The 2,147-nt window shown below is 64.5% G+C and carries 1 protein-coding gene and 1 pseudogene; both read right to left on the reverse strand.

The genetic code is table 11. The features are described 5' to 3' along the window. Positions 1-1,463, reverse strand: a pseudogene (locus tag AC5JJ6_RS10820) (hypothetical protein); the annotation flags it as partial. After that, positions 1,429-2,147: helix-turn-helix domain-containing protein (locus AC5JJ6_RS10825; RefSeq protein WP_496042040.1), on the reverse strand; the 719-nt coding region annotated here is incomplete at its 5' end. The gene AC5JJ6_RS10825 and the pseudogene AC5JJ6_RS10820, both read right to left, overlap by 35 nt.

The following is a 2,147-nucleotide window of genomic DNA, read 5'->3' on the forward strand; positions in this document are numbered from 1 at the left end:
GAGGCGCACCCTTTGGATGGCCGGCTTTCCGCTGATGCCTGAAGGAAGCAATCTTCAGCCGGAGACTCTGATGGCGGAGCTTCCGCTATCCGACCGGGACTGGACAGGCTCCATCTACGGCACCTTCGACTGAGGCTGGAGCGCAACGGCCAGCCTCGAATGCATATTGGCAGCCCGGGTCTGGGCCAGACCATCGGCGGGTGACCCGGTAATAATGCTTGGAAGGACCACCGTGATTCTGGTCGCTTCACAGGAGGCGGTGAACCGGCAACCGAAACGCCGCGCTCCTTCACCCAATCAGGAAGCAGGGCGCCTGATGTTACTTGACGCGGCAGGAGATAGCCGGCCGGCCAGACCTTCCAGGCCAGGCCCGTGTCAATCTCGTCATCCCCGAAGAGACGCGCCGAGAATGGGGAATGCGGATCCCCGCGCATCCGGCGAGTGTCGGCAAATTCAAAATGCTGCTTGAGCGGTTTCTTCTCATAAGTCTGCGTGGTGTAAAGACTCTGCTGCCTGGAAAGCGGCAGCTTGCCAAGCCAGCCCTGGTGCGTCAGGCAAGCCTGATCCGACGGCCCTGCAATCCCGCCATCCCCGCAGAATGTGACTTCAGGTGTTCTGTCCGACGTCCAGGGACCACTGGCCGTTCCTTTGGCCTGGGTGGCGGCCGGCTGCTCCGGCGATGCAGGAACGCCGACTGATTCGGGACAGGCAGGATTGGACATCCCGGGAGAAAACGCTTCCTCGCCGGATCCGGAAATACGGCATGCGGCCGGCGTGAGGGCAGAGGGACAGTGGATGTTCTTTGCGTCATCGGTCGGCGCGGTGTCACAAGTCGGTGCCGGGCCTGCAGTCCTGCCAGGCCATTTGCCTTCCGCCAGAAGATTGGCCTTTATCTCTTCGAAGCGGGCGAGCTCAGCCATGCGCTCGGATCTACGGCGCTCTTCGAGGGCAGTCCGCTCCTCGGATGTCAGGGGGATCGGCGCTGACAGCAGGGGCGGCATCTCCAGGCAGCGCCGAAGACGGTCCCGCTGCTGGCGGGCCTTGCCGACCAGGGCTTCGCATATCGCCCTGAATTCGCCCGGATGGGGGCCTCGGCGGTTGTCAGGTTCGCGGCGCCAGATCCTGCATGCCTCCTGAACCGCCCATAGCGGATAATCCTCCACATCCTCCCCCCACTGCTCGGCGACACTGGCCTCCAGGTCTGGCGCCCGGTCAGGCTGGCGGTAGTAGGACAGCAGAGCGGCGATCGCCCGCATGGCGCGGCCGTTGTCCTCCCAACACTGTGGGCGCAGGTACGCGTCGAAGGCGGCCAGCGCCTGCTGGGCAGCAGGAATTTCGGAGACCGGGAGCGGACTGGGTCGCCAGGGCTTCTCAACAGTCCCCAGGAAATCCGATCGATACCGGGCCGCCGCCTTGTCGTCGGTGGGCTCAGCCGACGTGAGCGAAATGCTCTCGGCGCGCAAGCGCCGCTCGAGCCCAGGCGTCAAAGCGGGTCTGGCCGGAACATGAGGGAGCCGCACCATCTCGGCGCCCTGCCCGTCGGGTGTCGCTGTGATGAGACGCGGGACGACGGTCATTCGGCTTGTTGGTGCGGGCATGATTTTTCCTCTCGGTGAGCAGCCAGCGGCGGAACAGGGCGGAGGGATCGGCAATCCGTCTGCCGCGGTAGTGAAGCGTGAACTTCTGAACGATCAGCAGCAAATCCGACTGTTCCAGATCGGCCCGGTGGACCTGGGCAAAAACCATGTCGGCGCGGTCGGGGACCCAGGTCTCATCAAGCATCGGCACGGTATCCGAGCCATCCTCCTGCTTCTCGCAGATCGCTTCCCCCCCCGGCGCGCCTGCGCGCTTCAGAGAGAGAGAATCTTGTTCAAAGTGTTCTGTGTCGTGGACGACAACAGGGATCGCGGCGGCTGCTTCCTCGGCGGCATTGTCGAGGCCGTCCAGGAAATCCCCCATCAGCGCATCGTGCCCGACCAGCCGGTAGGTGCAGGCGCGGATCCTGGGGTTGGGATGACGACCCTTTTCAACCAGCCCCAGGGCACCGAGTTTTGCCAGGATCCGGTTGACGGTGCCGCGGTCCAGCTTGGCCTTGGCGGCGATGGTGGCCTGGGACGGCCAGCACACCCCCAGACGGTTGGCGTGGG

The organism is Skermanella sp. (assembly GCF_059503625.1).